The following is a 16,369-nucleotide window of genomic DNA, read 5'->3' as shown; positions in this document are numbered from 1 at the left end:
CGAGTAGCAACCCCTACATTGACGGAAAAAAACATCCCATGGCCTTCCTTGAAATCTCCCACCTGAAAAAAGCCTTCGGTGTTCAGACCGCGGTGCATGACTTCACGATGGACATCGCCCGTGGCGAGTTCATCACCTTTCTGGGCCCATCGGGTTGCGGCAAGACGACGATTTTGCGCATGCTGGCCGGATTCGAGAGCCCCTCGGGTGGCACCATCAAGTTCGATGGCAAGGATGTGACCCACACGCCGACCAACCAGCGCAACATCGGCATGGTGTTCCAGTCTTACGCGCTGTTCCCCAACATGACGGTGGCCGAGAACATCGGCTTTGGTCTGAAGGTGGCCAAGATGCCTGTGGAGCAGATCCATGAGCGGGTCACCGAAATGCTCAAGCTTATCGGCCTCGCGGCCCTGGGCGCGCGTTATCCCTCGCAGCTGTCGGGCGGCCAGCAACAGCGTGTAGCCCTGGCCCGCGCGCTCGCCGGCAAGCCCCAGGTGCTGCTGCTGGACGAGCCCTTGTCCGCGCTGGACGCCAAGATCCGTGTCTCGCTACGGGAAGAGATCCGCGCCGTACAACGCGAGCTGGGCATCACCTCGGTCTTCGTGACCCATGACCAGGAAGAGGCCTTGTCGATCTCGGACCGTATCGTCGTGCTGAGCGAAGGCCGGGTGGAGCAAATCGGCACGCCGAGCGAGGTCTACAACTTCCCGCGCACCCGCTTTGTGGCCTCGTTTGTCGGAACGCTGAATCTGCTGTCCGGCGTGGTGGTGGATGCCGCTGCGGGCCAGATCTCCGTGGGCGGTCAGTCTTTGGTGACATCGAACCCTATCGTTGATGCCGCCGCAGGCCAAACCCGTGCGTTGGCGATCCGACCCGAGGCCATCGTGCTGGAGCCGCCGACATCGGGGCGCAACTCGCTGGCGGCGACGGTGGAAGACGTTGATTTTCTGGGCGCCGTAGTGCGTATCCGGGTGCGCATGGGCGAGGTGGTGATCTCACTCGACGTGTTTAACGATCCACACCATGCGCTGCCCCAGCGCGGCGAGGACATCACCCTGGGCTTCTCATACGATAATCTTTTGGTACTGGAAGAAACGGCCTGAGCATGACGATCGACAACTTTGTATTGCCTGCGGAACCCGCGGGCTGGTCTGCAGCCAACCGGCGGGCGATCAACCAGCTGCTGCAAACCCGGGGCTGCGCCAGTAGCGATTACAACCCTGCCCAAAAACCGTATGCGGTGTTCGACTGGGACAATACTTGCATCATGAACGACACCGAGGAATCGCTGTTGTTATACCAGGCCGAAAACCTGCTGTTCAAGCTGACGCCGGCCGAGTTTGCCGAAGTACTGCGCCAGGATGTCCCAGGCGGCTTGTTCCACCCGGACTACACCAATCTGGACGGCCAGCGTGTCTCGATGGAAGACCTGGTGGCTGACATCAACGACGCCTACCAGTGGCTGTACACACACTGCGCCGTGCTGGGTGGCACGCAGCCCCTGGAGGTCATCCGTGCCAGCGCGCAGTTCCAGAACTTCCGCGCCAAGTTCTACTTTTTGTACGGTGCGCTGTGCGATACCTACCCGATGGAAGTGGGCTACAAGTGGATCATTTATTTCTATAAGAACTTCACCACGGCCGAGCTCCAGGCGATGGTGTCCGACTCCATTGAATACAATCTGGCCGAGGAATTGCGCCAGGCGCCTATCCACAGCAGCGCGCAGCTGCCTGGTCGCGCCGGCCGGGTTGCTCCGGTGCACTTCTACGGCATGCGCGTGCATGCCGAAATTGTGGTCTTGATGGCTACCCTGCGGACCAACGGTTTCGATATCTACATCTCCACCGCATCAATCGACGACGTGGTGCGTGTTTTTGCCTGCGATCCGAAATACGGCTACGGGCTGCCGCCGGAAAATATCCTCGGCCTGAAGCTGGAAATGGTCGATGGAAAATACGCCAATGTGTATAAAAAGGACTGGCACTTCAACTGGGGACCGGGCAAGACCGTCGGCATCCAGAATGTGTTTGTAGCCCAAAAAGGCTACGGCCCGACCCTGGTGTTCGGCGACAGCGATGGCGACGCCTGGATGATGAAGGACTTTGCCGATACACGCCTGGGGGTGATCATCAACCGCCTGCAAAAAGGTGTAATTGGCGACAACAGCCAGCAGGCGGCCGCCACCTTGGGCCGTTCGGACGCCCGCTTTGTGCTGCAGGGCCGGGACGAGCACACCGGCCGCTTCAACGCCGATGAAAAAACCCTGCGCTACGGCCACAGCGAGGCCCGGCTGCTAGCCTGAGCTCAGGTTGATTGAACAGTCCCTTTGACCACGGTTGTAAAAAAGGGGGCTCTGGCCCCCTGTATCACCCGAATTCTCGATCCTTGATGCCCGCCCCACCGGCCAGGCACCAAGACCTCGCTTACGTCGCCGACTCTTGCGCGAACATCCGCACCACCTGCTGCGGAAGCGGAATATCGATCCCCGCCGCTTTCAGGCGATCGCGCACCTGCTCATTGAACATGAACAGCACATCCCAGTAATCCGCGGTATTGACCCACACCCGCAAGGAAACCGTGATCGAATGCGCCCCCAGCGCGGCAACGACCACCGCCGGCGCCGGGTCGCTCAACACCCGCCCATCCTTGGCCATTTCCAGCAACACCTCGCGGGCTTCCTGCAGATTCGCCTGGAAATCCACCCCGACATCGAACACCACCCTGCGGGTGGCCTGACGGTTGATATTGGTAATGATGCCGTTCGACAGATTGCCGTTGGGCATGATCACCGTCTGGTTGTCGCCGGTACGCAGGATGGTGTGGAAAATCTGGATACTGTCGACCGTCCCGGTCACCCCTTGCGCGGTGATCGTGTCACCGAGCCGAAATGGCCGGAACAGCAGGATCAACACCCCACCGGCAAAATTCGCCAGGCTGCCCTGCAACGCCAGGCCAATGGCCAGCCCCGCCGCACCGATGGCCGCGACAAAGGAGGTGGTCTCCACACCGATCATCGAGGCCACGCTGACAATCAGCAGCACCTTGAGGATGATGTTTGCCAAGCTGCTGATAAACCCCTGCAGCGCCAAGTCGGCATTGCGCAATGCCAGCAACTTGCCCACGCGGTGGGTCAGGTTGTTGATCAACCACCAACCGATGCACAGGGTGACGATAGCCAGCAGCACACGGCTGCCGTATTGCATGATCATCGGGATCCAGGCCTCGGAGGCCTTCACCAACTGATCCACTTGTGCGTTCAAATCCATTGTTCTCTCCGGTTACCATGCGATGAGCCGGCGAAACGACTGGCGCACCGCGCCACCCATCGTTTCACCGTGGCTGGGCCCTCCGACGCCGATAACTCCCAGAGGTTCCCTGACAGACTAGACTCAGTCGCGGAAATTGTTGAATTGCAGGGGCACGTCGAATTCCTTGGCCCGCAGGTTGGCAATGGCCTCCTGCAGGTCGTCGCGCTTCTTGCCGGTGACCCGCACCTGCTCGCCCTGGATGGCGGCCTGGACCTTGAGCTTGGCATCCTTGATATGCGCGACGATTTTCTTCGCCGTATCCTTGTCGATACCTTCCTTGAAGGTCGCTTCCTGCTTCATCAGCTTGCCGGACGCATAGGCATCCTTGATTTCCAGGCACTTGACGTCAATCTTGCGCTTGACCAGAGCCATGCGCAGGATCTCCAGCATGGCTTCGAGCTGGAATTCGGCTTCGGCGGTCAGGGTGATGGTCTGCTCTTTGTCCTTGAACTCGAAGGTGCCTTTGCCCTTGAGGTCATAACGGCGATCCAGCTCCTTGACGGCGTTCTCGACGGCGTTGGTGACTTCGTGCTTGTCCAGTTCGGATACCACGTCGAACGACGGCATCGTATTTCTCCAAAATAAAATCGGCGCGGCTCAATACCGATGGAGCGCGCCCGGTTTGACGGTTAAAATCCGCGAGCATTATAGCGGTTCTTCCCACTCATTCACTTGTGAGTCACCCATGCCGAACCCGGATCTGAGCATTTTGCTGGTGAGCGATGAGAATCTGGCCAGCAGTACGCTGGGCGGCAGCCTCCAGCGCGCGGGTTATCAGGACATTCGTCAGGCCAATGACGGCGTCCTGGCACTGGAACAACTCGACCAGCGGGCCGCCGGCCTGCTGATCTGCGCGGGAAGCGCAGGTCTGGCGCTGGCCGCCAAGGTCCGACAAAGGGACGAGATGAACGATCACTACACCTACGTGATCCTCATCAGCGAACAATCGCCCTCGGTCCTGCTGGACGAGACCTCGGACAACGACATCGATGATCTGCTCGCCCCCGTCGATGTCGAGCGTCATCTACTGACTCGCGTGCTCGCCGCCGATCGCCTGTGCAACACCTTGCAGCGCCTGCGCCAGGAAAACCGCCTGCTGCGCCAGAACATTGCCAGCCTCGAGCAGCGCAATCAGGTGGACTCCCTGACCGGACTGGGCAATGCCCGCTACCTGCGCCAGAAGCTCAGCGACAGCCTGCGCCAGGTCCAGGCCCGTGGCGGTGCCATCTGCTACTTGCTGATCGGTATCGAACAGGCCGATTCGCTGCAACGCCAATATGGCAACGACCTCTACGACGAACTGCTGCAGGCCATCGCCCGCCGCCTGCAACAACTGGTGCGGCCACTGGATGTGCTGGCGCGCCTGGACGAGCGGCACTTCGTCCTGATGACCTTGCCGGCCGACCTGCAGGAATGCGCCCCGAGCAGCTTCAAACGCCTGCATGAAGGCCTGAACCTCAAGACCTTCATGACCAACGCAGGTCCCATCGAGCTCAAGGCCGGCATCAGCCTGATCGGCCTGGACAGCAAGTGCTTCCCGCTGGATCCGCAAACCTTGTTCGACGAGTCCGAGCGTCTGCTGCTCGATTCCTATGCCGAAGGCGTGGTCAGCGCCAAACGCCTGCCGGCGCGCAGCTGATGAGTACCCACTGGCATGTACTGGGCGCGGGCAGCCTGGGCAGCCTGTGGGCCTCCCGGTTGGCCAGGGCCGGCCTGCCGGTCACATTGATTCTGCGCGATGCGGCGCGGTTGGCGGCGTACGCAACGGCGGGTGGCCTGACCCTGGTGGAACAGGGTCGCGAGCAACACTTTGCGATACCCGCCCAGAGCCTCGACGCCGACACGCCCATCGAGCGCCTGCTGGTCGCCTGCAAAGCCTACGACGCCGAAGCCGCGGTCGCCCGCCTCGCCACGCGACTCAGCCCCGGTGCCGAGCTGGTACTGCTGCAAAACGGCCTCGGCAGCCAGGACGCGGTTGCGGCCCAGGCGCCGCATGCGCGTTGCCTGTTCGCCTCCAGCACCGAAGGCGCCTTTCGCGACGGCGACTGGCGGGTGGTGTTCGCCGGGCACGGCTTCACCTGGCTCGGGGACGTCGCCCATCCGCAACCGCCGTACTGGCTCGATGACCTGACGCTGGCCGGCATTCCCCACGAATGGAACACCCAGATCCTTACCCGCCTCTGGCGCAAGCTGGCGCTCAACTGCGCCATCAACCCGCTGACGGTGCTCTACGACTGCCGCAATGGTGGCTTGCTGGAACATCATTGCGAAGTCGCCACGCTCTGTGCCGAGCTGGCCGAACTGCTCGAATGCTGTGGTCAGCCGACTGCCGCCAAAGACCTGCACAGCGAAGTACAGCGGGTGATCCAGGCCACGGCGGCGAACTACTCCTCCATGCACCAGGACGTCGCCCAGGGCCGGCGCACCGAGATCGGCTACCTGCTGGGTTATGCCTGCGCGGCGGCGGCACGCCATCATCGCAACCTGCCGCACCTGAGCCGTCTGTACAACCGCCTGGTGGCCCATCTGATGGCAAAGGGCTTGCCGAGCACCTGAGTGGGTCACCATAAATGGGGGAGCGGTGCCTGGTCCGGGCGGTGTTCCGACGAAGCTTTTGGCGGCCTCAAGAGCCTCTTCGTGGCGGTCCGGCGTTCCGCTAAATCCTGCTCCCACAGTTTGGTACACTCATAGATGGCGCGGCGGTCGAATTCCGCGCGCCGCCATTCGTCTCTCGAAACAGGACAACCGATGCCTCTGCGCCAGCGTCTCGAAAACCTGCCGGTCGGCCAGAAACTCCTCGCTGCCCTGCTGGTCCTGCTGACCACCGTGCTGCTGGTCGCCAACCTGACGTTCATCAGCGCCGCCTACTGGATTTCCCAGGAGAGCATGGCGCCCCAGGCCCTGCAGACCATCGGTCGGCTGGTGGCGAGCCCGAACCTGGTCAGCCAGGCCCTCGACTCACCGCAAGCCGCCGAAGCCCTGCTCAAGGAACTCGACAGCTACTCGCCGTTGCGCGCCGCCGCCATCTATGACGGCCCAGGCAATCGCATGGCACAGCTGCAACATGGCGATCAGTTGAAACTGCCGGAACGCTTTCGCCATATCGAAGCCTGGCGCCTGACCGAGTTTCGCAGCAACCAGGTCATCGAGATGCCGCGCCCGGGTGCCGCGCCCGGGCACCTGCTGCTGGTCGCCAGCAGCGAACTGCCAGTGGCCTTCTACACCGGCACCCTGACCGCCAGCCTCGGCATCCTGATCTTCAGCATCCTGCTGTGGCTGATCATCGCCCGCCAGATCAAGCGCCTGATCACCCGGCCGATCCACGAACTCGAAGAACTGTCGCGTCAGGTCACCCGCGAGGAGAACTACGCACTGCGGGCCTCGCGTGGCAACCACGACGAAATCGGCAGCCTGGCCGAAGCCTTCAACACCATGCTGTCGCGGATCGAGGCCCGGGAGCAGCAGCTCAAACGCGCCCGTGACGACTCCCAGGCCGCCTACGACCAGGCCCAGGGCCTGGCCGAGGAAACCCGCCACACCAACCGCAAGCTGGAACTCGAAGTCCAGGTACGCAGCAAGATCGAGAAAAAGCTCACAGGTTTCCAGAACTACCTCAACAGCATCATCGACTCCATGCCCTCGGCCCTGATCGCCCTGGACGAGCAGCTCTACGTCACCCAGTGGAACCAGGAAGCCAGTGCCCTTTCCGGCACGCCGCTGGACGAAGCGCTGAACCAGCCGATCTTCCTCGCCTTCGAACCGCTCAAGCCGTTCCTGCCGCAGCTCAAGGAAACCGTCGAGCAACACAGCGTGGCGAAGATCGAGCGGGTAACCTGGATCAAGGACGACGAAGCCCGCCACTATGCCCTGACCTTCTACCCGCTGATGGGCGGGGCCGGACGCGGCGTGGTGATCCGCATCGACGATATCTCCCAGCGCCTGTCGCTGGAGGAAATGATGGTGCAGTCGGAAAAGATGCTCTCGGTCGGCGGTCTCGCCGCCGGCATGGCCCACGAAATCAACAACCCCCTGGGGGCGATCCTGCACAACGTGCAGAACATCCGCCGGCGCCTGTCCGCGGAGCTGCCGAAGAACCTCGAATACGCCCAACAAGCCGGTATCGACCTGGATATCGTCAACCGCTACCTGCAAAGCCGCGAGGTGCCGCAACTGCTCGACGGTATCCAGCAGGCCGGTGCGCGGGCGGCGAAGATCGTCACCCATATGCTCAGTTTCAGCCGACGCAGCAACCGCGAGATGGCCCCCTGCGACCTGCCGGCTCTGATCGACCAGGCAGTGGAAATCGCCGGTAACGACTTCGACCTGACCATCGGTTTCGACTTCAAGGGCCAGGCGATCGTCCGCCAGTTCGACCCGCAGCTGGGCCCGGTTCCGGGCACCGCCAACGAATTGGAGCAGGTGCTGCTGAACCTGCTGAAAAACGCCGCCCAGGCCATCCACCAGCGCGAGAACGACAGCGAACCCGGGCGCATTACCCTGCGCACCCGCTTGAATCCGCCCTGGGCCGAGATCCAGGTCGAGGACAACGGTGTCGGTATGCCGGAACACATCCGCAAGCGCACCTTCGAACCGTTCTTCACCACCAAGGAAATCGGCCAGGGCACCGGGCTGGGCCTGTCGGTGTCCTACTTCATCATCACCAATAACCATAAAGGCCAGATGGAAGTGCAATCGGCACCGGGCGCGGGGACCTGCGTCACCCTGCGCCTGCCGCTGGCCGGCAGCCAGGCGGCGCTTCCCGAACTGAGCAAAGCGGAGTCTTGAGCATGGGTTTTCGTCTGTCGAAGATTTACACACGCACCGGCGATGCGGGGGAAACGGGACTGGGCGATGGGCGTCGGGTGCCGAAAGACCATCCACGGATCGAAGCCATCGGCGAAGTCGATATGCTCAACAGCCAAGTGGGGTTGCTGCTGGCCGGGCTGGCGGAGCTGGTGGTGATTCATCCGGAGCTGAATGAACTGATCGAGGTACTGGCACCGGTTCAGCATCGTTTGTTCGACCTGGGGGGTGAATTGGCGATGCCGACCTACCAGGCCCTCGATACGGCCGAGATCCAGCGTCTGGAAACCGCCATCGATCGCTGGAACGAAGAGTTGGGGCCACTGGAAAACTTCATCCTGCCGGGTGGTTCGATGCTGATTGCCCAGGCGCATATCTGCCGCAGCCAGGCCCGTAGCGCCGAGCGGCGTTGCCAGCAGTTGAATGCCGTTGAACCTTTGAGTGGGGTGGGATTGGCCTACATCAATAGACTGTCGGACCTGCTGTTCGTCGCGGCACGGCTGATTGCGCGGCGCGAGAAGATTGCCGAGATCTTGTGGGAAGCTGCGAAAAAGCCGGTCTCTCATTGAGGGACGAACACCACACTCTGTAGGAGCCTGGCTTGCCAGCGATGAGGCCCTCAAGTCTTGCATCGACTGTCCGGCCGCTATCGCTGGCAAGCCAGCTCCTACAGGGGGATGTATAAGCCGTAATTATTGCGGCCAGAACGCCCGAATACCGGCCACGCCCTGCGCGCCGGTTTCCCAGGCACGTTGCAACTCGTTCGGCCCAACCCCGCCCAGCAGATACACCGGCTTGTTGAAACCCACGATCAACTGCCCGGCCTGCTCCCAACCCAAGGGCTGCGCCTCAGGATGGGTCTGCGTCGGCTGCACCGGCGACAGCGTGACAAAATCCACGCCCATCTGCTCAGCCAAGGCCAGCTCTTCAGCGTTATGGCACGAAGCCGCCAACCAGCGCTCCGCCGGCAACGGACGCCCGGCACTGGCGTACTTGCGCAACTGCGCGGATGTCAGGTGCCAGCCCGCCGACGGGAAGTCTCCCAGCCATTCGAAGGGGCCCTTGAGCATCAGTTGCGCCTTGCCCGCGCACAACCCCACCGCATCCACCGCCAGATCGCGGTATTGCGGGTCATAGCCGTTCGGCGCCCGCAGCTGAACCAGCTTGATCCCACCGGCAATCGCCTTCTGGATCCCCTTGAGCAACTGCGGGGTCTCCAGGCCGTCCGGGGTAATCAGGTACCCCGCCGGCAAACGCGCAGCCGCGACAATCGGTTGGTTGGCCGCCGGAAATTCGTAGTCCGCCAACTCCCGCGCACTGACCCAGGCCAGCGGTTGCCCTTCGGCACCGTGGGGTTCGCCAGTAAAGGCCGAAACCTCCCAGACATCCAGCAACACCTGTTTGTCCGGGTAATCGTGGCGAACCTTGATCAACGGACGGGCGGCACTGACCACAATGCCCAGTTCTTCCTGAAGCTCGCGGGCCAGGGCCACCTGGACGGCTTCGCCGTCCTCGACCTTGCCGCCGGGAAACTCCCAGAGACCACCCTGGTGCTGGGTGTCCGCCCGACGGGCAATCAGGATGCGACCGTCAACACCACGGATAACCGCCGCCGCCACATGGATGCGTTTCACGTTGCAACCTCCTGCTGGAACCTGTGGATCAAGTGCGGTATTCCGCGTTGATCTTCACGTACTCGTGGGACAGGTCGGTGGTCCAGATGGTTTCGCTGCACTGGCCGCGACCCAGTTCGATACGAATGGTGATCTCTTCCCGAGCCATCACCGCCGAACCCTGCTCTTCGGTGTAGCTCGCCGCGCGGGCACCGCGGCTGGCGATGCAGACTTCGCCCAGGAACACGTCGATCTTGCTCACGTCCAGGTCCGGCACACCGGCACGGCCGACCGCGGCGAGGATACGACCCCAATTCGGATCGGAGGCAAACAAGGCGGTCTTGATCAGCGGCGAATGCGCCACGGTGTAACCGACATCCAGGCATTCCTGGTGGTTGGCGCCGCCGTTGACTTCGACGGTGACGAACTTGGTCGCACCCTCGCCGTCGCGAACGATGGCCTGGGCCACGTCCATGCAGACTTCGAACACGGCCTTTTTCAGCGCGTCGAACAACGGACCGCGAGCCTCGGTGATTTCCGGCAGCCCGGCCTGGCCGGTGGCGATCAGCATGCAGCAATCGTTGGTCGAGGTGTCGCCGTCGATGGTGATGCGGTTGAACGACTTGTTGGCGCCGTCCAGCATCAGGCTGTGCAAGACCTCGCGGGACACCTTGGCGTCGGTGGCGATGTAGCCGAGCATGGTCGCCATGTTCGGACGGATCATCCCCGCGCCCTTGCTGATTCCGGTGACGGTGATGGTCACGCCGTCGTGCTGGAACTGACGGCTGGCGCCCTTGGGCAGGGTGTCGGTGGTCATGATCCCGGTGGCGGCAGCGGCCCAGTTGTCCACCGACAGGTCATCCAGGGCAGCCTGCAAGGCGCCTTCGATTTTTTCCACCGGCAACGGCTCGCCGATCACCCCGGTGGAGTACGGCAGCACTGCGCTGGCGTCGACACCGGTCAGTTCGGCCAGCTTGGCGCACGTCCGCTCAGCGGCGGCCAGGCCAGGTTCGCCGGTACCGGCGTTGGCATTGCCGGTGTTGGTCAACAGATAACGCACGCGGCCCTGGACACGCTGCTTGGCCAGGATCACGGGCGCGGCGCAAAACGCGTTGAGGGTGAACACCCCTGCCACCGTGGAACCTTCGGCACAGCGCATTACTACCACATCCTTGCGCCCCGGGCGCTTGATGCCAGCCGAGGCGATACCGAGTTCAAAACCGGCAACCGGGTGCAACGTGGGCAAAGGACCAAGACCAACAGCCATGAATGCGCTCCTTTCAATGTGATGTCTGCACTGCCGTCACAGGGGGCAGTGTTTCAAATGGAAAAACGCCGCGACGGCATGCCGGTCGCGGCGCGGGTATTTCAAGGTTCAGACCCGCAAGGACTTAGCTGATCTGACCATGGCAATGTTTGTACTTCTTGCCCGAACCGCAGTAGCACAGTTCGTTACGGCCCAGCTTCTGCTCGTTGCGCACTGGCGCGGCGGCCAGGGCGACATCGACTTCTTCACCGAGAATTTCCGGCGCGTCCAGACCGGGTGCTTCAGCGTGCTCGAACTGCATGCGCTGGGCCAAAGCTTCGGCTTCCTGACGCAGGCGTGCCTCTTCTTCGGCCGGGTCTTCGCGACGCACCTGGACATGGGACAGGACGCGAATCGAATCGCGCTTGATCGAGTCCAGCAGTTCGGAGAACAGGGCGAACGACTCGCGCTTGTATTCCTGCTTCGGGTTCTTCTGCGCATAACCGCGCAGGTGAATGCCGTGACGCAGGTGATCCATGGTCGACAGGTGGTCTTTCCACAGGTCGTCGAGCACGCGCAGCACAATCTGCTTCTCGAAGGTGCGCAGTGCTTCGGCACTGGCTTGCTCTTCTTTCTCGTTGTAGGCCAGCAGCAGTTCGTTGAGCAGCTTCTCGCGCAGGGTCTCTTCGTACAGGTGATCGTCTTCATCGAGCCACTGCTGGATCGGCAGTTGCACGCCGAAATCGTTCTGCAGGGCCGACTCCAGGCCGGCCACGTCCCACTGTTCAGGCAGCGACTGTGGAGGAATATGGGCGCTGACGGTGGCGTTGAGTACGTCCTGGCGGAAGTCGGCGATGGTTTCACCGATATTGTCGGCGGCCAGCAACGTGTTACGCATGTGATAGATCACTTTACGCTGTTCGTTGTTGACGTCGTCGAACTCGAGCAGCTGCTTACGGATGTCGAAGTTACGACCTTCGACCTTGCGCTGGGCCTTTTCGATGGCGTTGGTCACCATACGGTGCTCGATCGCTTCGCCAGGCTGCATGCCCAGGGCCTTCATGAAGTTTTTCACCCGGTCCGAGGCGAAGATGCGCATCAGGCTGTCTTCCAGGGACAGGTAGAAACGGCTGGAACCAGCGTCACCCTGACGACCGGCGCGACCGCGCAACTGGTTGTCGATACGACGGGACTCGTGACGCTCGGAGGCGATCACCTGCAAGCCGCCCGATTCGAGCACCTGCTGGTGACGCTTCTGCCAGTCGGCCTTGATCTGAGCGATCTGCTCAGGCGTCGGGTTTTCCAGGGCCGCCACTTCGACTTCCCAGTTGCCGCCCAACAGGATGTCGGTACCACGACCGGCCATGTTGGTGGCGATGGTCAGGGCGCCAGGGCGACCGGCCTGGGCGATGATTTCCGCTTCCTTTTCGTGGAACTTGGCGTTCAGGACCTTGTGTTCGATGTGCTCCAGGTTGAGCAGACTGGACATGTGCTCGGAGGTTTCGATGGTCGCCGTACCCACCAGCACCGGACGGCCCTGGGCCAGGGATTCCTTGATGTCGGTGATGATCGCCGCGTACTTCTCTTCGGCGGTGAGGAACACCAGGTCGTTGTAGTCCTTGCGCGCCAACGGTTTGTTCGGCGGGATAACCGTCACCTGCAGGCCGTAGATCTGGTGGAACTCGAAGGCTTCGGTGTCCGCGGTGCCGGTCATGCCGGACAGCTTGGTGTACAGGCGGAAGTAGTTCTGGAAGGTGGTCGAGGCCAAGGTCTGGCTTTCTGCCTGGATATTGAGGTGTTCCTTGGCCTCGATGGCCTGGTGCAAACCCTCGGACAGGCGACGACCGGGCATGGTCCGGCCGGTGTGTTCGTCCACCAGGACCACCTGGCCTTCCTGGACGATGTATTCGACGTTGCGGTTGAACAGCTTGTGCGCGCGCAGGCCGGCATACACGTGGGTCAGCAGGCCCAGGTTATGCGAAGAATAAAGGCTCTCGCCCTCGGCCAGCAGGCCGACCTGGGTCAGCATCTCTTCGATGAACTGGTGACCGGCTTCGTTCAGCTCGACCTGGCGGGTCTTCTCGTCGACGGTGAAGTGACCTTCTTTGGTCACCACGCCTTCCACTTCCTCGATGTGCAGCACCAGGCGCGGGATCAGCTTGTTGATCTCGGTGTACAGCCGCGAGCTGTCTTCGGCCTGGCCGGAGATGATCAGCGGAGTACGGGCTTCGTCGATCAGGATGGAGTCGACTTCGTCGATCACGGCGAAGTTCAGCTCGCGCTGGAACTTCTCTTCCATGCTGAACGCCATGTTGTCGCGCAGGTAGTCGAAACCGAACTCGTTGTTGGTGCCGTAGGTGATGTCGGCGGCGTAGGCGGCACGCTTCTCTTCCGGCGGCTGGAACGGCGTGACCACGCCGACCGTCAGGCCGAGGAACTCATAGAGCGGGCGCATCCAGTTGGCGTCGCGGCGGGCCAGGTAGTCGTTCACCGTCACTACGTGCACGCCCTTGCCGGACAGCGCGTTGAGGTAAACGCCGAGGGTCGCCACCAGGGTCTTACCCTCGCCGGTGCGCATTTCCGCGATCATGCCTTCATGCAAGGTCATGCCGCCGATCAACTGCACGTCGAAGTGGCGCATGCCCATGACCCGCTTGCCGGCTTCGCGGGCGACCGCAAAAGCTTCGGGCAGGAGTGTGTCGAGGGTCTCACCTTGGGCTATGCGGGCCTTGAACTCTCCGGTCTTGGCACGCAGCTGCTCGTCCGAAAGGGCCACCATTTGCTCTTCGAAGGCATTGACGATCTGTACCGTCTTGAGCATGCGTTTGACTTCACGCTCGTTCTTGCTTCCAAAAAGTTTCTTTAACAAAGGCGCAAACATATCGGCAGGTTCTTCCACACATAGGGATGGAGGGCGGCCCCGTGAGTCGCCCGAGCAGCCCTCATGGCCGCATGCGAACGAGTATTCTACCCGGAAACGATGGTGAGGAAAGTGGCGTTAATCCACGATGCTGGCACAGCGTTGTGACGGGGCCACTCTAAAATAAGGTCTTTTTCCCGAACTTCAAGCCATCGGGTACAGACGTTAACCGCGGACTTTAGGGCCAAAGACGATTCACATCAATGGCCGCAGGTAGAGCGAGCGCTTCTGCTACCATGGCGACTCTGTTTCTTCAGGTGTCTGAATCATGGCATTTCGCCCTCTCACGGCCCGGGCGCCCGCCGCCCTGCTTCGCGAAGCCAAGCCGCTGAAAGCCATTTTCAGTCATGCCCAACGCCTCGCGCATTTGCAGCGTCTGGTGGAAAGCCAGCTGCAACCCGCCGCCCGCGAACACTGTCATGTGGCTTCGTGGCGAGAAGGCAGCCTGCTGCTGATTGTCACCGACGGGCATTGGGCGACTCGCCTGCGCTACCAGCAAAAACGCCTGCAACGGCAATTGCAGGCGTTCGACATGTTCGAAGGCCTGACCCGCATCCTGTTCAAGGTGCAGCCGCCGACCGTGCCGCAGGGTGCGGTGGGGCACACCATGGACTTGTCCGTGAATGCGGCGCAAACCATCCAGGACACCGCCGACGGCATCAGCGACCCGAACCTGCGCGCCGCCCTGGAGCGCCTGGCCAGCCACGCCAGACCCAAGGCCTGAGCCACCAGCCGCGCCCTTGAGATATTGAAAAACGCCATCTACCTGTAGGAGCCGGCTTGCCGGCGATGGCGTTTGCATGGGCGCCGTAAGGCTCAAGGGCCTCATCGCCGGCAAGTCGGCTCCTACAAGGGCATTGCCCGTCCGGCGGGACGCCGGTTCCCTGGACACCCAAAATCTCAGCGGACCTCGAACGCAATGAACAAAAACCTCAAATTCAGCCACAAGATCCTGCTGGCCGCATCGCTGATCGTGCTCGCCGCCTTCTCGCTGTTCAAGCTGTACAACGATTACCTGTAACGCAATGCGATCCGCGATGACCTCAACAGCTATCTGCATGAGATGGGTGGCGTCGCCGCCAATAACATCCAGACTTGGTTGACCGGCCGCAGCCTGCTGGTCGAAAACCTGGCTCAGTCGGTCGCCCTCAACGCCGACCCGACCAACGTTTCCAACCTGCTGGAACAGAAAGCCATCACCTCGACTTTCATGGGCGCCTACCTGGGCAACAAGGACGGCAGCTTCATGATCCGCCCGGACAGCAAGATGCCCGACGGCTATGACCCACGCGCGCGTCCCTGGTACAAGAGTGCCGAGAACAGCAATGGCTCGGCCCTGACCGAGCCCTATATCGACCTGGCGTCCGGGCAGTTGGTGATTTCCATCGTCAATACCGTGCGCAAGGCCGGCCAAGGCATCGGCGTGGTCGGTGGCGACCTGAGCCTGCAAGCCATCGCCGACGGTGAAGGCGACCTGACCCGGCGCCTGACGATCGAATCACAGGACGAGTTCGGGATCCTCGGCACCGCCTTCAACCGCTTCGTCGAGCGCATCCACACTTCGATCCGCGAAGTCTCCTCGGCGACCCAGCAGGTCAACGAAGTGGCCCTACGGGTGGTCAGCGCCTCCAATTCGTCGATGCTCAACTCCGATGAGCAGGCCAGCCGCACCAACAGTGTCGCCGCGGCCATCAACCAGCTGGGTGCCGCCGCCCAGGAAATCGCCCGCAATGCCGCCCAGGCCTCGACCCAGGCCTGGCCGCGGACGGTCAGCAGGTAGTGGAACGCAGCATCAAAGCCATGCACCAGTTGTCGGAAATGCTCGCCACCTCAAGCACCAACATCTAATCGCTGAACAGCAAGACGGTGAATATCGGGCAGATTCTCGAAGTGATCACCAGCATTTCCCAGCAAACCAACCTGCTGGCCCTCAATGCCGCCATCGAGGCCGCCCGGGCCGGCGAGGCCGGACGCGGGTTTGCGGTGGTCGCGGACGAGGTGCGCAACCTGGCTCACCGCACCCAGGAATCGGCACAGCAAATCCAGACCATGATTGAAGAACTGCAGGTCGGTGCCCGGGAGTCGGTCGGCACCATGGGCCATAGCCAGCGCCACAGCCTGGAAAGCGTGGAAATCGCCAACCTGGCCGGCGAGCGTTTGAGCAGCGTAACCCAGCGGATCGGCGAGATCGACGGCATGAACCAGTCCGTCGCGACCGCGACCGAGGAGCAAACCTCGGTGGTCGAGTCGATCAACATGGACATCACCGAGATCAACACCCTCAATCAGGAAGGCGTGGAAAACCTGCAATCGACCCTGCGCGCCTGTGCCGACCTGGAACAGCAGGCTGCACGATTGAAGCAGCTGGTGGGCAGTTTCAGGATTTAAGCGGCGCGCAATCCCTGTGGGAGCGGGGGGGGGGGGGGGGGGGGGGGGGGGGGGGGGGGGGGGGGGGGGGGGGGGGGGGGGGGGTGGA

12 protein-coding genes and 1 pseudogene are annotated in these 16,369 nt (G+C 62.1%); 8 read left to right on the top strand and 5 right to left on the bottom strand.

What is annotated here, in order from left to right; translation table 11 throughout:
* Positions 1–38 precede the first annotated feature (38 nt).
* Together AC07T0_RS01965 and AC07T0_RS01960 are read left to right on the top strand one after the other, a co-directional pair.
* Positions 39–1,106, top strand: a complete 1,068-nt coding sequence (locus AC07T0_RS01965; protein ID WP_494999615.1) for an ABC transporter ATP-binding protein — start codon at positions 39–41, stop codon at positions 1,104–1,106.
* Between the two features lie 2 nt (positions 1,107–1,108).
* Positions 1,109–2,305: an HAD family hydrolase gene (locus tag AC07T0_RS01960; protein WP_494999614.1), complete on the top strand. Its 1,197-nt coding sequence runs from the start codon at positions 1,109–1,111 to the stop codon at positions 2,303–2,305.
* A 121-nt stretch (positions 2,306–2,426) separates the two neighbouring features.
* On the opposite strand, the gene AC07T0_RS01955 is transcribed toward AC07T0_RS01960, so the two are convergent.
* Both AC07T0_RS01955 and AC07T0_RS01950 read right to left on the bottom strand, forming a co-directional pair.
* On the bottom strand, positions 2,427–3,269 hold the full coding sequence (locus AC07T0_RS01955; RefSeq protein ID WP_494999613.1) for a mechanosensitive ion channel family protein: 843 nt from the start codon (positions 3,267–3,269) through the stop codon (positions 2,427–2,429).
* 123 nt (positions 3,270–3,392) lie between these two features.
* Positions 3,393–3,878: a YajQ family cyclic di-GMP-binding protein gene (locus tag AC07T0_RS01950; RefSeq protein ID WP_494999612.1), complete on the bottom strand. Its 486-nt coding sequence runs from the start codon at positions 3,876–3,878 to the stop codon at positions 3,393–3,395.
* A 118-nt stretch (positions 3,879–3,996) separates the two neighbouring features.
* On the opposite strand from AC07T0_RS01950, the gene AC07T0_RS01945 reads away from it, so the two are divergent.
* The 4 genes from AC07T0_RS01945 to AC07T0_RS01930 all read left to right on the top strand — a co-directional run bounded on the left by AC07T0_RS01945 (position 3,997) and on the right by AC07T0_RS01930 (position 8,683).
* Complete coding sequence (locus AC07T0_RS01945; RefSeq protein ID WP_494999611.1) at positions 3,997–4,950, top strand: diguanylate cyclase domain-containing protein; 954 nt, start codon at positions 3,997–3,999, stop codon at positions 4,948–4,950.
* A complete protein-coding gene (locus AC07T0_RS01940; protein WP_494999610.1) occupies positions 4,950–5,867 on the top strand; it encodes a putative 2-dehydropantoate 2-reductase in 918 nt (305 codons plus the stop codon). Before AC07T0_RS01945 ends, AC07T0_RS01940 begins: the two co-directional genes overlap by 1 nt.
* A 192-nt stretch (positions 5,868–6,059) precedes the next feature.
* Positions 6,060–8,096 carry a sensor histidine kinase gene (locus AC07T0_RS01935; RefSeq protein WP_494999609.1) on the top strand — a complete coding sequence of 679 codons (2,037 nt, stop codon included), beginning with the start codon at positions 6,060–6,062 and terminating at the stop codon, positions 8,094–8,096.
* Between the two features lie 2 nt (positions 8,097–8,098).
* The gene (locus tag AC07T0_RS01930; protein WP_494999608.1) at positions 8,099–8,683 is read left to right on the top strand and encodes a cob(I)yrinic acid a,c-diamide adenosyltransferase; all 585 of its coding nucleotides are present in this window, start codon (positions 8,099–8,101) and stop codon (positions 8,681–8,683) included.
* Positions 8,684–8,806: 123 nt separating this feature from the next.
* Here AC07T0_RS01930 and AC07T0_RS01925 read toward each other — a convergent pair whose 3' ends face one another.
* From AC07T0_RS01925 to secA, 3 genes are all read right to left on the bottom strand, one after another.
* The gene (locus AC07T0_RS01925) at positions 8,807–9,748 is read right to left on the bottom strand and encodes a Nudix family hydrolase (RefSeq protein ID WP_494999607.1); all 942 of its coding nucleotides are present in this window, start codon (positions 9,746–9,748) and stop codon (positions 8,807–8,809) included.
* A 28-nt stretch (positions 9,749–9,776) separates the two neighbouring features.
* Entirely contained in the window at positions 9,777–10,994 is a 1,218-nt protein-coding gene (argJ, locus tag AC07T0_RS01920) for a bifunctional glutamate N-acetyltransferase/amino-acid acetyltransferase ArgJ (RefSeq protein WP_494999606.1), read from the bottom strand.
* Positions 10,995–11,118: 124 nt separating this feature from the next.
* Positions 11,119–13,854: a preprotein translocase subunit SecA gene (secA, locus tag AC07T0_RS01915; protein ID WP_494999605.1), complete on the bottom strand. Its 2,736-nt coding sequence runs from the start codon at positions 13,852–13,854 to the stop codon at positions 11,119–11,121.
* A gap of 307 nt (positions 13,855–14,161) precedes the next feature.
* Here secA and AC07T0_RS01910 point away from each other — a divergent pair, with 307 nt between their 5' ends.
* Positions 14,162–14,617, top strand: a complete 456-nt coding sequence (locus tag AC07T0_RS01910) for a DUF721 domain-containing protein (RefSeq protein ID WP_494999604.1) — start codon at positions 14,162–14,164, stop codon at positions 14,615–14,617.
* Between the two features lie 195 nt (positions 14,618–14,812).
* Positions 14,813–16,281: pseudogene (locus tag AC07T0_RS01905) on the top strand (methyl-accepting chemotaxis protein).
* The last annotated feature ends 88 nt before the right edge of the window (positions 16,282–16,369 follow it).

The sequence above is a fragment of the Pseudomonas sp. GW821-FHT04D07 genome (genome assembly GCF_059420225.1).
This window is presented reverse-complemented; position numbering and strand designations above follow the sequence as displayed.

Coding starts and splice junctions, on each gene's coding strand:
- argJ (WP_494999606.1), bottom strand. CDS start 10,994: ATGGCTGTTGGTCTTGGTCCTTTGCCCACGTTGCACCCGGTTGCCGGT.
- AC07T0_RS01935 (WP_494999609.1), top strand. CDS start 6,060: ATGCCTCTGCGCCAGCGTCTCGAAAACCTGCCGGTCGGCCAGAAACTC.
- AC07T0_RS01910 (WP_494999604.1), top strand. CDS start 14,162: ATGGCATTTCGCCCTCTCACGGCCCGGGCGCCCGCCGCCCTGCTTCGC.
- AC07T0_RS01960 (WP_494999614.1), top strand. CDS start 1,109: ATGACGATCGACAACTTTGTATTGCCTGCGGAACCCGCGGGCTGGTCT.
- AC07T0_RS01950 (WP_494999612.1), bottom strand. CDS start 3,878: ATGCCGTCGTTCGACGTGGTATCCGAACTGGACAAGCACGAAGTCACC.
- AC07T0_RS01945 (WP_494999611.1), top strand. CDS start 3,997: ATGCCGAACCCGGATCTGAGCATTTTGCTGGTGAGCGATGAGAATCTG.
- secA (WP_494999605.1), bottom strand. CDS start 13,854: ATGTTTGCGCCTTTGTTAAAGAAACTTTTTGGAAGCAAGAACGAGCGT.
- AC07T0_RS01930 (WP_494999608.1), top strand. CDS start 8,099: ATGGGTTTTCGTCTGTCGAAGATTTACACACGCACCGGCGATGCGGGG.
- AC07T0_RS01940 (WP_494999610.1), top strand. CDS start 4,950: ATGAGTACCCACTGGCATGTACTGGGCGCGGGCAGCCTGGGCAGCCTG.
- AC07T0_RS01965 (WP_494999615.1), top strand. CDS start 39: ATGGCCTTCCTTGAAATCTCCCACCTGAAAAAAGCCTTCGGTGTTCAG.
- AC07T0_RS01955 (WP_494999613.1), bottom strand. CDS start 3,269: ATGGATTTGAACGCACAAGTGGATCAGTTGGTGAAGGCCTCCGAGGCC.